Here is a 15,923-nt window from a genome sequence, read left to right on the forward strand (position 1 = left end):
CCCAAGTCCCAGGCACCAGGAATCGGTCGCAAAGACGGTGAAAAAGGAAAGCGCCGGCCTTAGCCGGCGCATGCTTGGTACGTGGTAGGTGGGGTCTCTAGGCTTTTTGCTGCTTCAACACTTCCACCGCCCGGCGCAGTTGTTCGTCCTCTTGTGGACCCTTGGGAGCTTGCTGCTGGGGCGTGCTGTCTTCGTCATCGGGCAGGGCAGCGTCGTCGTCCTTGTCGGCTATCAGGATGTTGGGCGTGACCGCCGAATCCTGGATCGCCTTGCCGGCCGGCGTGTAGTACTTGGCCACGCTCAGGATAAGCGCCGAGCCATCGGGGATCTCGATCACCTTCTGGATCGATCCCACGCCGAAGGTCTTGTCGCCGACCACGTCGCCGCGCGCATTATCCAGGATGGCGGACGCCACGATCTCCGCCGGACCCGCGGTGCCGCGATTCACCAGTACGACCAGGGGCAGCGTGGTCACCGCTTTGGACGCGTCTGCGGTGAACGTTTCCTTGGGATACTTCTGGCCCTGCACGTAGCCGATGGTGCCGTGGTTCAGGAACAGGTTTGCGACCGCGACGCCCTCCTGCTCTTCCCCTTCCGCCGAGTTCCGCAGGTCGAGGATCAGTTTCTTCGCTCCCGAGTGCTGCAACCGCTTGATGTCCTGCGCGATCTCCTGCGCCTTGCCTTTCATCAGCGAGTCAGCCTTGATATAGCCGATGCCGTCTTCCAGCATCTTGTCGCTTATCGGGGGGATGACGACCGCGTCCCGCGTCACGGTGACCTTTACCGGCTCGGCCTTACGCGCGCGCACGAGGGTAAGCGCCACGTTCGAGCCTTGCTGTCCGTTCAACAGCGAGCGCAGCTCGGCCAACGACATCTCGCGCGTGCTGCGGCCGTCGACGGCCTCGATGATGTCTCCGGACTCCACGCCCGCCTTCGCCGCGGGACCGTTGGGCAGCACCGAGATCACCGCTCCGTAACCGAAACGCTTGGAGATGGCCGCTCCGATGGCTGCCTTGCCATCAGACTTATGGTCTTTGAACTGCTTGTATTCGGTGGGATTCAAGTAGCTGGAATTGGCGTCCAGCGCCTCGAGCAGGCCGTGCAGCGCGCCGTCGGTGACTTGCGACACGTTCGGCTCTTCCACGTACTCAGTGCGCACGCGCGAGAGCACTTCGCTGTAGACGCCGAGTTGGCGGTACGCACCTTCGTTGTTGGCGGCCCGAACTCCCAGGCCGCCACCGATGACGAATATGACTAACAGAGCCGAGAGGCCGAGCAGCGCAGCTTTGATCGTTTTTGGCATGGACACTTCTTTTCCGACGGGATGCACTTCGCGAGAAGTGCGTCTGATTATACCTAACGATTAGATGCAGCAGCTTCCGATCGGATAGCAGCCGCAGCCCTCTGGGGACAGATTTCCGCAGGTGGCCCGAGGGCAGAGCTAGTTCCGCGTGGTCGGCAGGGTGTCCGCGTCGCCGCCATGTGCCTCGTCGGGCGAGTGCCGCACGTCGGCTCCCTTGATCCAGAAGATCACGTCCTCGGCGATGTTCGTGGCATGGTCAGCCACCCGTTCCAGGTTCCGCGAGACCAGCAGCGCGTTCAACGCGGGCAGGATGACCGAGGGGTCCTTATGCATGCGCTCGGCCAGCAGGACGAAGTTCTCCTTATTCATGCGATCGACGATGTCATCCATCTTGAGCACCGCTTCGGCCAACTCCGCCTTGCCGTCGAGGAATGATTCCAGCGCCCGCCGCACCATTCCCGCGACCGTCGCGGCCATGCGCGGGATATCCACCGGGAGTTCGACGTCTGGCTGCTTCATGGTCGCCAGCGCCCGCTCGGCGATGTTCACCGCCTGGTCGCCCACGCGCTCCAGGTCGGCATTGATCTTCATCACGGCGGTGATGAAGCGCAGGTCCACCGCCATGGGCTGCTGCATCGCCAGCAGATCGAGGGCTTGCTCGTCGATCTCGCGCTCGATGGTGTTGATCAGGCGCTCGCCATCGAACACCGCCTGGCACAGCTTGCCGTCGCGCTGGTGATAGGCGTCGGTGGCGCGTTCGATGGCTTGCTCCGCCATGCCGCCCATGGTGAGCAACTTGGTGCGCAGCTCTTCCAACCCCTGATGAAAACGTGTGCGTGTCATCCAAACCTGCCTGTGATGTAGTCTTCCGTCCGCTTGTCGTTGGGCGTGGTGAAGATCTTCTCCGTCTTGTCGAACTCGATCAGTCTGCCCATGAGGAAGAACCCGGTGAACTCCGCCACGCGGGCCGCTTGCTGCATGTTGTGGGTGACGATCACGATGGTGTAACGCTCTTTCAACTGGAAGATCAGGTCTTCGATCTTGGAGGTGGAGATGGGGTCGAGCGCGGAGGCGGGCTCGTCCATCAGCATGACCTCGGGCTGCACGGCGAGAGCGCGCGCGATGCACAGCCGCTGCTGCTGGCCGCCGGAGAGGCTGGCCCCAGACTTCTTCTTCAGGTCGTCTTTGACCTCATCCCACAGGGCGGCGAGTTGAAGTGACTGCTCCACGATCTCATCCAGCTCACGCCGGTTGCGGAAACCATTCAGCTTCAATCCCGAGGCAACGTTGTCGTAGATGGACATGGTGGGGAACGGATTCGGCTTTTGGAAGACCATGCCCATACGCCGGCGCACCTCGACTGCCGGAGTGCCGTTGTATACGCTGAGGTCGCCGATGCGGACGTTGCCATCGACCCGGGCCGCCGGGTTCGTCTCATGCATCCGGTTCAGACAGCGGATGAAGGTGGACTTGCCGCAGCCCGAAGGCCCGATGATGGCGGTGGCGTGGTTCGCCAGGATGTCCATGTTGATGTCGTAGAGCGCCTGGGTAGTACCGAACCAGGCGTTCAGGCGTTCGACCTGGATGCCAACGCCCATCAGTTCGCTCCTTGCAGGGTGCCACGGCGCGCGATCAGGCGCACCACGGAAACGGTTCCGACGATGAGGACGATGAGCACCAGCGCGCCCGCCCACGCCTGGCGATGCCATTCATCGTAAGGCGAGTTGGCGTAGACGAAGATCTGCAGGGGGAGCGCAGCCGTGGGCTGGTTCGGCTTCAGGTTCCAGAACTGGTTGCCGAAGGCGGTGAAGAGCAGCGGCGCGGTCTCGCCGGCCACGCGCGCGAAGGCGAGCATCACGCCGGTGATGATGCCCGAGGTCGCGGTGCGCAGGGTGATGGAGAGCGTGGTGCGCCATTGCGGCACGCCCAAGGCGAGCGCCGCCTCGCGCACGTTCTGCGGCACCATCAGCAGCATCTCCTCGGTCGAGCGGGCGATGGTGGGGATCATCATGATGCCCAGGGCCACGCCGCCGGAGAACGCGGAGAAGTGCTTCTGCTGCAGCACGATGAGCGAGTACACCACGATGCCGATCACGATGGACGGCACGCCGTTCAGCAGGTCGGAAGTAAAACGCACGACGTCGCCGAAGCGGTGCTTGCCATACTCGGAAAGATATACGCCGGTCGCGATCCCCAGCGGGACCCCGATCGCGCTGCCGATGGCGAGGATGAGGCCGGAGCCCACGATGGCGTTCGCCATTCCGCCGCCGTTCTCACCCACCGGCTTCGGCGTGTTCGTGAGGAAGGCGAGATCGAGCGCGCCGATGCCGCGGTAGACCAGATATCCGAAGACCGCGACCAGGGGCGCGAGCACCAGGAGGGCCGCCGTCCCAGCAGCCAGCGTGGCCGCCCAGTCCGTCAGTTGCCGCCGCAGGCTCAACCTTCTCTTGTTTGCGATCGCCATGGGTTTATTGTCCGTGCGCCGAGGCCGGCATTCCCTTGGTGATCTGCCACACCAGGAGCCGTGCCAGGCCGTTCACGATCAGAGTCACGATAAAGAGCGCCAGGCCGATCTCGACCAGGGCGCTCAGGAAAAGGTTGTCGCTGGCTTCGCTGAACTCGTTGGCGATCACGCTGGCCAGCGTGTAGCCGGGAGCGAACAGCGATTTCGCGATCTCAGGGCGGTTGCCGATGAGCATGGTGACGGCGATGGTCTCGCCCAAGGCGCGACCCAGCCCGAGGATAACCGCGCCGAAGATGCCGGCGCGCGCGTTGCGCAACACGCCCATGCGGATCATCTCCCAGCGCGTGGCGCCGAGCGCCAGCACTGCCTCGCGCTGGTGCTGTGGGACCGCCACCACAACCTCCCGCGTGATGGAGGCGATCACGGGCACGACCATGATCGCCAGGATGATCCCCGCTGCCAGCATCCCGATGCCATACGGCGGACCTTCGAACAGTCCTGTCCAACCCATGTACTTGGCCAGCCACGGCTGCACCACAGAGCGCAGCAGCGGCGCCAGCACGAACAAGCCCCACAGTCCGTAGATCACGCTGGGGATCGCGGCCAGCAGCTCGACCATGAACGAGATGGGCCCGCGCAGGAGCTTGGGACACATCTCGGTGGTGAACACGGCCACGCCCACACCCAGCGGCAAGGCCAGGAAGAGCGCGAGGAACGATGAGACGACGGTACCGTAGATGAACGGCAACGCGCCAAACTGACCCGCGACCGGATCCCAGGATTGGGCGGTAAAAAACCCCCAGCCGAAGGCATGGATGGAGAGCTGGGAGTGTTGGATCAGCTCGCTCACGATCAGGCCGACGATCAGCAGCACCGACATCGCACAGGTGAAGATGAGGAGGCGGAAGGCTTGATCGGTCAGCGGGTTGGGAGCCTTGAGCTGCACCTTGGGACGCAGGCTCATTTCCGTGACGCTCGCCCGCGGCCGGCCATCCGGCCTAGGCCCTACCGCTGGAGGCGGCTGGCCGAGGAATGCGGGGCGCGAGGAGAGCGGCGAAGAGTTCATGCGAGGAGACCGAAACACTCACGCTACCACTTGATTGTTAAAGGAATGTTAAAGCGGCGCCGGCCTGACCTCGCACACCTGGTTGAGTGTGCTTCCGGAGGGGACCGGCGCCGCGTGTTGCATTCACAACCCGGCTAGAACTTGTAGATCACGTCCAGCTGCATACGCCGGAGGGTGGGATCTTCCACCCCGGCACCCAGTCCTCCCGGCAAGGCAGCGTTGAACAGGTTGCGGTTGAGCGTGCGCCCCAGCCACCACGTCCACGAGATGGTCGTATTGGCCGCCGGCAGCCAGCTGAAGTAAACACGGTGCTGAAGCACGTTAGTCCCCGCTCGCATGTCGCTCTCATTGAACAGTGCGATGACTGCATCCTGCTCGACGCGGGCGAAGCTGTAGCCGAACAACAGGTCGTTTTTGTTCCTGGCCTGGCCGAGGGAGGTCTCGACCCAGAAGGCCTTGTCCTGCGGATTAAAGATGAGCGGACCGGGGGCGGTGAACCTCGTGTTATTGGCCGCCAGGTTCTGCTCGAACTCGCCCAGGACACGCCACGGGAACCGCTTCCACGGCGTGGTGATGTTGTTGTCCACGATGAAGTCGCTGTAGAAGAACCCGGAGCAGAAGGCCGTCCGTGCCGCGTTGGTGCAGTTGGTCTGGGCGTTGCCGCCGAGCGTGGCTGCGGTGCGTGCCGCCGCGATGGGACTCGCGTTGTCCCAGCGCAACAGGCTGTACGAAGGCGTCATGGTCCAGTGGCTGCCGATCTGCATCTTGGTGCTCACCTGGCCGCCGGTGGCATAGGAATCTACGCGTGGCGCCGCTCCGCTGTTGTTCTCACGGAAAAACAGCTGGAAGTTTGTCCAGGTGAAGCTCTTGAACACGGAGTTGCTGAAGTCCCAGGAGAATTTTTCCGTGAACCCTTCCGGATTCAAGTCGTTGTCGAAGGTGAGCGGGGTACGGATCCAGGTGTAAGCAAACTTGCCGCCGGTAAGCTGGATCCACTTGTGGTTCAGCGGCTGGTAGGTGATCCACGCGCGGTCGAGGCCGATGGTCTTTCTTTCGAAAAACGAGGTCAGCGTGTTGTTGGTGGAGACCGGATCGGTCAGGTCGGCGACGCCGGCCTCATTCAATCCGGTGGCCAGGTAGATGCCGCCGGTAAAGTCTTCCGAGACCTTGCCTTCAAGCCCGAAGCGGGCGCGAATGCGGGCGCGGTGGCGGGGCTCGCAGTTCGGCCGGACGCATCCGGTGTAGTCGAAGAAGAAGTTCTCGTAGCGGACGCGCACGTCACCCGACCAGCGGAAGCGGTTCATCACCCCTTCGATGCCGGCGACGCGTTTCTGGTCATCCTGGGTGCTGATGGCGGTGTTGGTCAGCGTGGTGTGGACGTCGGCCATGTCGGCTTGCAGCTTGTCGACCGCCGCCTTTTGGGAGGTGGAACTGCTCTCCGCCTCACCGGCCTGCTGCTGTGCGGTGGTGGCGGCGGATTGCGTCTGCTGCACCTGCTGCTGCAGCTGCTGTACCGCGGCGTCGCGCTGCTGCACCTGCTGCTGCAGCTGCTGGATCTGCTGCTGCTGCTGCTGCACCATGTCACGAATCGCCTTGATGTCGTCGGCCGTCGTCGCCGTGACTTTCCGCTGTGTCCGCTTCGCGGTCGTCTTGGTCGAGGGTTGGGTCGCTGCTGTTTGTGCGCTCATGACCCCGCTCAGGGCGAGGATAAGGATTCCACTCCAGAACCGCTTCATGTATCGGCCTCTCTCGTCAGTAGTCTGTAGTAGTCAGTGCTGCGCTATCGGATCTGCGGGATGGTTGTCCGCACTTTGTCCGCGACTGCTTTCGGCAGTGGTGCATACGACAGGGCCTGGGTCATGGACTGGCCGTGATCGAGCATCCAGGCGAGGAAATCCTTCATGATCTTCCCCCGGCCCGCGTCCTTGAATTGGGTAGGCACGAGCAGCCAGGTGAAGCTGGCGATGGGATACACGCCCTTCCCGGGCGGATTGGTGATGGAGACGCGGAAGTCCGCCGGCATGTTCTTTACCGAGGCCGCGGCGGCGGTGGTCGAGTCCAGCGAAGCCCTCATGAATTCGCCGGCCGCGTTCTTTACGCTGCCGTAGGAGATGTTGTTCTGCAGGGCGTAGATCAGTTCCACGTATCCGATCGAGCCGTCCATCTGGCGCACCATTCCGGCCACGCCTTCGTTGCCTTTGCCACCCAAACCGACCGGCCAGCGCACCGAAGTGCCTTTGCCGACCGTGGCCTTCCAGTCGTTGCTGACCTTGGAGAGGTAGTCGGTGAAGATGTAGGTCGTGCCGCTGCCGTCGGACCGATGCACCACGATGATCGGCTGGTTGGGGAAATTGATCCCGGGATTCACTTTCGCGAGGGCCGCGTCGTTCCAGTTGCTGATCCTGCCCAGGAAGATGTTCGCCAGTATGTCGGGCGTGAACTTGAGTTCCTGCTTCACTCCCGGCACGTTGTATGCCGGCACGACCGCGCCCAGTACCGTGGGGATGTGGAGGATCCTCGTCTTCGCCTGCGAGAGCTGTTCGTCGGTCATGGGGCCGTCACTGGCGCCGAAATCCACCGTGCCCGCCAGCACTTGCCGGATGCCGCCGCCGGAGCCGATCGACTGGTAGTTGATCTGCACTTCGGGATGTTGTTTGTGGTACTCGCTGAACCACTTCGAGTACATGGGATACGGGAACGTGGCGCCCGCGGCATTCAGCTGCGTCTGCGCGAACGCTGTCCCCATCGCCAACATGAGGACCAGCAGGGTTGCGGTGCGTCGGATCACTATTTCCTCCTCAAACTTGCAGGGCTTCTGTGCAGTGCTCCCCCTGTTTGTAGCTTTAGCTTGTTAAAGGAGCGTTAAAAGGGAATGAAATTCCGGTGAATCGCGGACGCGCCAAAATGAGACAAAAAAAGTCGTCGCATGAAGCGACGACGGCGGGATCGGCGATCGGCGACCCCTGGCTGGGCGCAAACGATATTTATCGCAAGCCAGCGTCTGCATGTCACAAGAGAGCCGCGCTCATCAGGCCGTATACCAGCGTGACCCACGCCAGGAATCCGGCGCATTGCAGGGTTAACCGGACGAAGGGATGGTCAACGATGTGGTTGTACTTTGCGTCCATTTCAGCTCTTCTCCTTGGTTGTTCTTCAGGTCTCTGGAAGAGCCTAAATCCTCCATGTTTCGCTGGGGTTTATAGGGGTTGAATCGTTGGTGACAATGCCTACTGGCAACCTCTTTTCACACTCCTGTAACATAGGTTGATTAGCATCATTGCCCGGTGCATGCAGTTACTCCGGGCCCCGCTCCCTGCCATGGCCTCCGCCTCACTGAAGAATCCGTCGCTTTATTTGAACCGCGAGCTCTCCTGGCTGGCCTTCAACCGGCGCGTCCTGGAAGAGGCGGAGGACGCCGCCAATCCATTGCTCGAGCGCGTGAAGTACCTGGCCATCACGGCGAGCAACCTCGACGAATTCTGGGAAGTCCGCATCGCCGCCCTGCTGCAGCGGATCGAAGATGGCTATGACGAGCCCGGGCCCGACGGCCTTACTCCCGCCAAGGAGCGCGACCGCATCGCCGAGCAGGTGCGCGAGTTCGTGGACACGCAGTATCGCTGCTGGAACGAGCGCTTGCTTCCACTCCTGGCGAAGAGTGGGATCCGCGTCCTCGGGCTGGACGAGCTCGACGCCCGCGGACGCGCCTTCGTTGACGACTACAGCCGCCGCGAGCTCGATTCGCTGCTCACGCCCGTCACCGTGGATCCGGCGCACCCGTTCCCGCGCGTGATCAACAAAGCGCTCTGCATGGCATTCGAGTTGCGGCGTCGCCGCCGTTCTTCCACCTCGTACCTTGGCGTGGTCACCGTGCCGCGCGCACTGCCCCGGCTCATCCGCGTGCCTTCCGATAGCGCCACCATCGATTTTGTTTTCCTCGCCGACGTTGTGGCTGCGCACGCCACCAACATGTACCGCGGCTATGACATCATTTCGGCGGCCAGCTTCCGCGTCACGCGCAACAGCAACCTTTACGTCCAGGAGGAAGAATCGCGCAACTTGCTCGAAGCGGTCCGCACCGAACTGCACAACCGCCGCAAGGGCGACGCCGTCCGCCTGGAGATCGATGCCGACGCTTCCCCGGAGATCGTGGAGCGGCTGCGCGCCAAATTCGAGCTCGAGGACTGGCAAGTGTTCCCGACCACTGGCCCGGTGAACCTCTCGCGCCTATTCAACATCTACGAACAGACCGACCGCCCCGACTTGAAGTTCAAGACCTTCGTCCCGCGCGAGCTGCACCTCAGCGCCAAGAACCGCGACCTGTTCGAAGAACTGGGGCAGCACGACGTGATGCTGCACCACCCCTTCGATTCCTACAACGCGGTGGTCTCGTTCATCGAGAGCGCGGCGCGCGATCCGCATGTGCTATCCATCAAGCAGACCCTCTACCGCACCAACGAGAACTCGCCCATCGTCGAAGCCCTAGTCGCCGCCGCGAACAGCAAGGAAGTGACCGCGGTGGTGGAGTTGAAGGCGCGCTTTGACGAGGCTTCGAACATCCGCTGGGCGCGTGACCTTGAAGACGCCGGCGTGCAGGTCTTCCATGGCCTGGTCGGCCTCAAGACGCACTGCAAGGCCACCCTGGTGGTGCGCCGCGAGAGCGATGGCACGATCCGGCGTTACGCGCACCTCGGCACCGGGAATTACAATCCCAGCACCGCCCGGCTGTACACCGACCTCAGCCTGATGACCGCCGATCCGGCGATGACGCAAGCCGTCCACTCGGTCTTCAATTTCTTGACTGCCTATGCGGAGCGTGGCGATTACGACGGCTTGCTGGTCGCGCCGCTCGACCTCGCCGAAGGCACGCTGCGGCTGATCGATCGCGAGACCGAGCATGCCAAAGCCGGCAAACCGGCGCGCCTCATCGCCAAGATGAATTCGTTGGTGGATACCGGCGTGATCCGCGCTCTCTATCGCGCTTCCCAGGCGGGCGTGGAGATCGATCTGATCGTTCGCGGGGTGTGCGCGCTGCGCCCCGGAGTGCGGGGCGTGAGCGACAACATCCGTGTCCTCAGCATCGTGGGACGCTTCCTCGAGCACAGCCGCATCTTCTATTTCGCCAACGCCGGCCAGGAAGAGTATTTCCTCGGCAGCGCCGACTGGATGCCACGCAATCTCTATGAACGCGTGGAACTGATGTTCCCAGTGCGCGATCCGCAGCTCCGCCAGCGCCTGCGCCAGGAGATCCTCGATCCCTACCTCGCCGATACCGAGAAGGCTCGCCGCCTTCGTGCCGACGGCACCTACCATCGCCCGGGACGCGGCCCGCGCCGCGCCGGCTCGCGCCGCGCAGCCGCCAGCTTCAACGCGCAGACATTCCTCATCGGCATGGCCGAAGGCAAGAATGTTTTTGAAGAGGGTCTCACGCCCCACAGAGCCAAACCCATCGTCGAGGCGGTGTAAGCCAAATGATCGTCTATTTCCTCCGCCACGCCAGCGCAGGCAAGAATGCTTCCGATCCGGAGAAAGATAAGCGTCGCGGACTGGACAAGGAAGGCATCGAGCAGTGCCGCTTCGTTGGCCGCCTCCTCGCCGCCCTCGAGACTCAGGTCGACATTGTGATCTCGAGCCCACTCAAGCGTGCCACACAGACCGCCGCGCTGGTGGGCAACGAGATCGGCTACGAAGGCAAGTTACAGATCGAGTCTGCCCTGCTGCCCGAGGCGCACTACAACGCTTTCCGTGACATGCTGCAGCGCCATCACAAGCAGGAAGCCGTGATGGTCGTGGGCCACAACCCCAGCCTAAACGCGTTCGTCAGCCTGGCCATCAGCCGCCGCAATGTGGAAGAAGCTGTCGACCTGAAAAAGGGTGCGGTGGCGCGTGTGGAGGTCACGAGCAAGGGCGCGGTTTTGCAGTGGTGCGTCACGCCCAAGATCGCGCGCTCGCTTCACGCCTCTTCGACTAAGAGGTCTCGCCCAAAGACTTCGCGGAAATAACCGCGCTCCTTCGCGATCGCCCAGAGCTCGAGCTCGGCGCCACCGCGCTTCGCCGTCACTTTCAGCAGCGCCTTGCCGCCGCGCGTGTGCGCCGTCACCCTACGGATGGCTCCGCGGCGTCCCTGGTTCAGTGCGCGCGCCAGGCGCAGCAGCACCACGGTGCGCCGGATCCCGTTCCTCTCCGCCGGCGTGAAGCGCTTGAGGATGGCGTCGTCCGGCGACGGAGCCGACTTTCCTACGTAGCGTGCGATCGCCGCGATCATCTGCCGCTGCAGCACCGAGTAACCAAAGATATCGGAGTGCGCCACGACGTAATGCGTGTGCCGCCTCCGCCCGCTGCGATTGATGAATGCTCCCACCTCGTGCAGCATCGCCGCCGCGCTCAGCCATTCGCTGAACTCCGGACCCAACCCGTGCAGCGACTTCAATCCGGTGAACAATTGGAGCGAGAGGTCGCGCACGTGCTCGGCAAACTCCATGTCCACGTCGTAATGGCGCGCCATGCTGAGCAGCGCGTCGCGCCGGTCTGCCTCGATCTGCCGTCGCAGTGGTGTGCGCCGATCATAGTCCGCTGCCATCTGCGCCAGCAGGCCATCGCGCAGCCCGAGCGGCGAGTAGCGGAAGCCGGAAAGGCCGGCAGCCTCGAGCAGCATGGCAAAAACGGACGCACCCGCCACGATGATCTCGGAACGCCGCGGGCCGATGCCGGGCAGCGCCGCGCGTTGCTGTCGCGTGAGCGCTGCCAACTGCCGCGCCAGTTTCACGGTGACGCGCCGCGAGACCGGCTCGCTCAGCCAGCCGCGTCCTGGCTTCGCGTCCGCCGCGCCGGCCAGTGCCGCCGCCGTGCCCGAGGTCGCGATCATCAGCCGCCCGCGCATCGGATCGAGCTTCTTGCGGATGCGCGAGAGCTCTTCCGCAATGAACTCGTGCAGCCGCCGCAGCTCTTTCTTCTTGGGAGGATCGTGCTGCAGAAAGTCGCCGGTCAGCCGCACCGCACCGAGTGGCAGGCTGTACATCTGCTTGATGTGCCTGCCGGAAGAGAGTGTGAGTTCGCAGCTTCCGCCGCCCAGATCCACGAGCAACGTTCGGGCCGCGTCAATGCGCGCGTTCGAGACCACGCCCAGGTGGATGAGCCGGCCTTCTTCCAGGCCGGAGATCACCTCGACCTTCCAGCCCGTCGCCGACCTTACCCACGCGATGAACGCATGCGCATTGCGCGCGTCGCGCAGCGCGCTGGTCGCGACGATGCGCACCGCGTCCGTGCCATAGCGCTGCGTCGCTTTGTAGAAGCGTTGCAGCACTTCCACGGTATGCGCCATCGCCTCCGGTGAAAGCTGGCTGGTGCGAAACACCGATGCGCCGAGCCGGGTGACTTCGCGGTCTTCATGGACCACGTCCAGGCTTCGCCGGCCGATGTGCGCGATCTTCAAGCGGACAGAATTCGCGCCGATATCGATGGCTGCAAAGGTCGGCATGGACGCTTAGGAAGCGGTCGCCGCCTCGGCTGGCGGTTGGACTTGTGCGGAAGGTTTTTTGTCGCCCGCGGAGGCGTGGGGACGAACGACTTGGCGTCCGCGGCGTAACGCGTCAGCCAGGCTGGCGCGCTCGTGACTGCGCAGGATGCGCTGCAGCGTGCCTTCTTCGGGCGTGAGGCCGCGCGCGCGTTTGCGCAGCATGAGCCAATCATGCCAGCGTCCGATCGCGTCTTGCAGCTCTATCATCGCGTCCGCAAAGCGCCGGGCCTCGGGATCGGGGAAGGCCTGCTCGGCGGTGTAGCGGATGTTCTTGCCCGCCAGCCGCAGCCGGTGCAGGTTCTTGGGCTCAACGGACGGGAAATCCTCGGGCAGAGCCGCAAGCAGTGCGACGGCCTCACTCCATGCGCGCTTCCTATAGTCGACATCGGACTTGGCTGCGGAAGCCTCCGCGCGCTCCGCCTTCCGTAGCCGGCGTTCCAGCGACGCCACGGTCTTCGCGTCGAGCGCTTTATTCAGTCTCCTCGCAGCGCGCGCTCGCGCCTCTTGCAGATCGACGCCCAATCGCCGGCGGGATTCGTGGTCGCCATCGAAATGGAGGTCGCGCACGATGTCGAGTTGCACGTCTAGATCGCGGACGCGGCCCGCTAACCGCCGCGGCTTGTCCAGGCGCTGGGTGAGTTTTCGCAGGGCGCGCGCACCCTCACCCTTGCGTAGCTCGGCGTACGCTTCCATCCGCCGGCAACAGGTGCGGAAGAAGTGGACGTTTTTCGGCGTCGCTGTCCGCGCTACCGCATCCAGGCTCTTCGCCAACCGCTCCAGCACCGTGTTGCCCCGCTTCTTTCCTCTAAGCGCCATGCGTCCATCCTTGCTTGGCCGTGTCTGCCAGCGGCAGCACGAAATAAAACGTCGAGCCGTGATTCAATTCGCTCTCCACCCGCACCGCTCCGCCATGATTGAGCACGATGTGCTTCACGATCGCCAGGCCCAGCCCGGTACCTCCCGACTCGCGCGACCGGCCTTTGTCCACCCGATAGAAGCGTTCGAACAGGCGAGGCAGATGTTCGAAGGGGATTCCCGGCCCCATGTCTCGAACGTGGAACTCTACGCCTCCTTCCTGCTTCTGGGCACCTAAAACGATGCGCCCGCCAGAAACCGCGTATTTCGAAGCATTGTCGATAAGATTCTGGAAGACGTGGTAGACCGATTCACGGTCTACCTCGACCTGTTCATCCACCGTGGATTCGAGTTCGAGCTTCATCCCTTTCGCTTCTATCGCCGGACCGAAATTGCGCATCGCGGCCTCGAGCAATTCGCTCGCCGGCACCGCTTCCAGATCGAGCCGCTGCTCGCCACTCTCCACGCGCGCTAAAGTCAGCAGGTCCTCGGTCAGCGTGGTCATCCGCCGCGCGTTCTGCTGGATGATGTCCAGGAACTCGCGCGTGTTGCCGGTCGGCTCCGCCTTCTCGCGCAGCGTCTCGGAATAACCCTGGATGGAAGTCAGTGGGGTGCGCAACTCATGCGAGACGTTGGCGATGAAGTCGCGCCGCGTCCGGTCCACACGCTCGATCTCGGTCACGTCGTGCAGTACCAGCACCGCGCCACCTTCGGCGATGGGCGCGGCCGTGGCCGCGAAGCTCCGCCCCGGAAGCACCGCCACCTTGGCCGAATGGATCTCCTTGGTCTCGAGACACTCCGCCAGCAGCCTCAGCGACTCAGGGTCGCGGACGGTCTCGGTCAGCGGCAGGCCGATCTTCAATCCTTGACCCATCAGGCGCGACATCGCACCGTTCGCCCATTGCACGCGGCGGTCGGCGGAGACGGCCAGCACCGCATCCTGGATGCTGTTCAGCAGAGCTTCGAGTTGCGCGCGTCCTTTCTCGATGGCGGCAAAGTTCTGCTCGAGATGTTTTGCCGTCTCGTCGAGCGCCGCGGCCACTTCACCGATCTCGTCGAGTGATGGCTCCTCGATGCGCGCGCCCAGGTTGCCCTGCGCGATCTGCCGCGCGAATTCGGAGATGCGCTGCAGCCGCCGCACAGTGACCTGCGCCAACAGCGCAGCCAGCAGCATGGAAAGCAGCAGGGCGGCCGTGGAGGCGAGCAGCAGGTTCCGGCGCACTGCGCCCACGCGTTCCTGGATCGAGGTGATGGGATACGCCAACCGCACTGCCCCAAAACTGGTGGGCGCGGCGACGTAGAGGAATTCCCCTCCCACGGGTTGGCTGCGCCGAACGTTATCGCCGACCCGGCCGGCGAGGGCCGCCACGAACTCCGGCCGCGTCGCGTGCTTCTCCATCCCATTCGGGTCAGCTTCGGTATCGGCAAGCACCTTACCGCTGCGATCGATGACCGTGGCCCGCGCGTGGGCCGTTTGCGAAACCCGCTTCGCGACCTCCGCGGGCAGGGCTCCGGGCATCTCCATCTGTTGCGCAAAGAGCTGGGTCTTTTCGGCGAGCGAACTGTGCAAGTCGTCGAGTAGCGACTTCTCCCATGCATTCCGAATGATCACGTCGAGCGTGAAAGTGGCCACCGCCAGCACCAGCAGGAACGACACGGCGAGTTTGAGGAAGACGCTGCTGCGCACGGTTTTGCCTTGGGCCTGGTGAATCGTGCTGTCTAAATAAATCTTGGTGGCGGCGGTTGGACTCGAACCAACGACCTAGGGATTATGAGACCCTCGCTCTTACTTTGCGAGTCCCTCGGTCGTTGATGAATCCGCCGGGCACAAAGGCTAACTCAATGGCGGGATTTTGTTGCGAGGCCTGAATGCGGAAGCTGTTTTGCAGGATGAGGCAAGAGAGGAATTACGTCAAGAGAAATCTTCGCCTTTCGTTCACAGTGAGTTAACCCTGTTTTCCACACGTGCCGCCAGAGGACGGGCCACGCGCCGCGGTGCCATGCGCTCCACCGCCGCAACCATCAGCCGTTTCGACTGCTCGGAGATGTGCGTGTAGTGCTGCACCATCTTGCGGCTGATCTGGCCGGCGATGCTCATGATCTGCAGGATGCCGTAGCCGGCTTCCGCGTAGCGCGTGATGCCGGTATGGCGCGCGTCGTGCGGAGTGAACCATGCGAGGCCGGTCGCGGAGCGGACTTCGTCCCAACGTTTCTTCAAGCCGCTGTTCGACATCGGGCGCGCAGGATCCCAGTGCCCCTTGCCGATGCGGAATGGGAAGAGGAAGTCCTGCGGGCCATTGGCGCCGAGTTCGCGCGTGCGGGCAATGAGCTGCTCGACTGCCCACTTCGCCTCGGCACTCAGCGGGACCGTGCGGATGCGATACTTGTTCTTTGCGTGCAGGCTCTGGATGGTGAGCACGTGAGATTCGAGGTTCACGTTGCCGAGCTTCAGCGCGCGCATCTCGCAGTTGGAAGCCGTGGTGGAGAACGCTACCAGCGAATACCAATAGACCAGGCTCCACTCCGTGCGGCTGGCAGCCGTGTTCAGCCACAACTGTTGCTCCACCGGCGAGAGGGCTTGCGGGATGTCGCTCTCGTTCGTCTGCAGCGGCTCGTAGAGGTCTTTGAGTTCTTCCGTCCAGCAGCGCGCGCGTTTCATGATCATCTGTAGCGCGCCGAGTTCCTGGTTGATCTTGTGCGGACTGATGTCGCTGCCCGGATG

13 protein-coding genes are annotated in these 15,923 nt (G+C 63.3%); 2 read left to right on the top strand and 11 right to left on the bottom strand.

The features are described from left to right. Positions 1–97 precede the first annotated feature (97 nt). From M3P27_12370 to pstS, 7 genes are all read right to left on the bottom strand, one after another. Positions 98–1,303, bottom strand: coding sequence for a S41 family peptidase (locus tag M3P27_12370; GenBank protein ID MDP9269104.1), 1,206 nt, complete (start codon positions 1,301–1,303; stop codon positions 98–100). A gap of 138 nt (positions 1,304–1,441) precedes the next feature. Beyond that, entirely contained in the window at positions 1,442–2,146 is a 705-nt protein-coding gene (gene phoU / locus M3P27_12375; GenBank protein ID MDP9269105.1) for a phosphate signaling complex protein PhoU, read from the bottom strand. Beyond that, entirely contained in the window at positions 2,143–2,901 is a 759-nt protein-coding gene (pstB, locus tag M3P27_12380) for a phosphate ABC transporter ATP-binding protein PstB (GenBank protein MDP9269106.1), read from the bottom strand. The genes phoU and pstB overlap by 4 nt, the downstream gene beginning before the upstream one ends. Continuing rightward, positions 2,901–3,767: a phosphate ABC transporter permease PstA gene (gene pstA, locus M3P27_12385; GenBank protein ID MDP9269107.1), complete on the bottom strand. Its 867-nt coding sequence runs from the start codon at positions 3,765–3,767 to the stop codon at positions 2,901–2,903. The genes pstB and pstA overlap by 1 nt, the downstream gene beginning before the upstream one ends. Positions 3,768–3,771: 4 nt before the next feature. Next, complete coding sequence (gene pstC, locus M3P27_12390; GenBank protein MDP9269108.1) at positions 3,772–4,731, bottom strand: phosphate ABC transporter permease subunit PstC; 960 nt, start codon at positions 4,729–4,731, stop codon at positions 3,772–3,774. A gap of 236 nt (positions 4,732–4,967) precedes the next feature. Next, positions 4,968–6,521, bottom strand: coding sequence for a putative porin (locus tag M3P27_12395; protein MDP9269109.1), 1,554 nt, complete (start codon positions 6,519–6,521; stop codon positions 4,968–4,970). A 92-nt stretch (positions 6,522–6,613) separates the two neighbouring features. Next, complete coding sequence (pstS, locus tag M3P27_12400; GenBank protein MDP9269110.1) at positions 6,614–7,588, bottom strand: phosphate ABC transporter substrate-binding protein PstS; 975 nt, start codon at positions 7,586–7,588, stop codon at positions 6,614–6,616. A gap of 563 nt (positions 7,589–8,151) precedes the next feature. Between pstS and ppk1 the strand changes: the two genes are divergently transcribed. Then, on the top strand, positions 8,152–10,296 hold the full coding sequence (ppk1, locus tag M3P27_12405) for a polyphosphate kinase 1 (GenBank protein MDP9269111.1): 2,145 nt from the start codon (positions 8,152–8,154) through the stop codon (positions 10,294–10,296). A gap of 5 nt (positions 10,297–10,301) precedes the next feature. Next, positions 10,302–10,832: a phosphohistidine phosphatase SixA gene (gene sixA, locus M3P27_12410; protein ID MDP9269112.1), complete on the top strand. Its 531-nt coding sequence runs from the start codon at positions 10,302–10,304 to the stop codon at positions 10,830–10,832. On the opposite strand, the gene M3P27_12415 is transcribed toward sixA, so the two are convergent. From M3P27_12415 to M3P27_12430, 4 genes are all read right to left on the bottom strand, one after another. After that, complete coding sequence (locus tag M3P27_12415) at positions 10,784–12,307, bottom strand: Ppx/GppA family phosphatase (GenBank protein MDP9269113.1); 1,524 nt, start codon at positions 12,305–12,307, stop codon at positions 10,784–10,786. The genes sixA and M3P27_12415 overlap by 49 nt on opposite strands. A 6-nt stretch (positions 12,308–12,313) precedes the next feature. Further along, positions 12,314–13,162, bottom strand: a complete 849-nt coding sequence (locus M3P27_12420) for a CHAD domain-containing protein (GenBank protein MDP9269114.1) — start codon at positions 13,160–13,162, stop codon at positions 12,314–12,316. Next, a complete protein-coding gene (locus tag M3P27_12425) occupies positions 13,152–14,888 on the bottom strand; it encodes an ATP-binding protein (GenBank protein MDP9269115.1) in 1,737 nt (578 codons plus the stop codon). The genes M3P27_12420 and M3P27_12425 overlap by 11 nt, the downstream gene beginning before the upstream one ends. 249 nt (positions 14,889–15,137) lie before the next feature. Further along, on the bottom strand, positions 15,138–15,923 hold a 786-nt coding region (locus M3P27_12430; protein ID MDP9269116.1), incomplete at its 5' end, for a tyrosine-type recombinase/integrase.

The sequence above is a fragment of the Acidobacteriota bacterium genome (assembly GCA_030774055.1).
Taxonomy (GTDB): domain Bacteria; phylum Acidobacteriota; class Terriglobia; order Terriglobales; family Acidobacteriaceae; genus JACPNR01.